The following is a 301-nucleotide window of genomic DNA, read 5'->3' on the forward strand; positions in this document are numbered from 1 at the left end:
AGATTTTCATAGTTGCCGCCGGTTACACCGGTGATCGAGTTGGTCAGCGGCGCGTGGCCAGTCAACGCATCGTTCGGTGCGGTGAAGGTCACGGTGCCGGTGGTTTTACCGACTTCGATGGTGATGTTCTGACCGTTGGCCAGCGTCACGGTGACAGGCGAGCCGGTGACTGGTGCGCCAACAGTGGCGGTGTAAGTAACAGTGCCGCCTTCAGCCACCGAGGTATCAGCCGTCAGTTTCACGGTCGAGGTGTCGATGGTGTCAGTCACTTCGGTGACGGCTGGAACCGTGCTCGGCACCA

Annotated in this window: 1 protein-coding gene; it reads right to left on the reverse strand. The window is 60.1% G+C overall.

From position 1 onward, the window contains the following. Window positions 1-301 (reverse strand): immunoglobulin-like domain-containing protein (locus tag AACY19_RS27565; protein WP_339454660.1); only part of this gene is annotated, 301 nt, incomplete at both ends.

The sequence above is a fragment of the Pseudomonas sp. EA_5y_Pfl2_R50 genome (assembly GCF_963970475.1).
Classification (GTDB): Bacteria; Pseudomonadota; Gammaproteobacteria; order Pseudomonadales; family Pseudomonadaceae; genus Aquipseudomonas.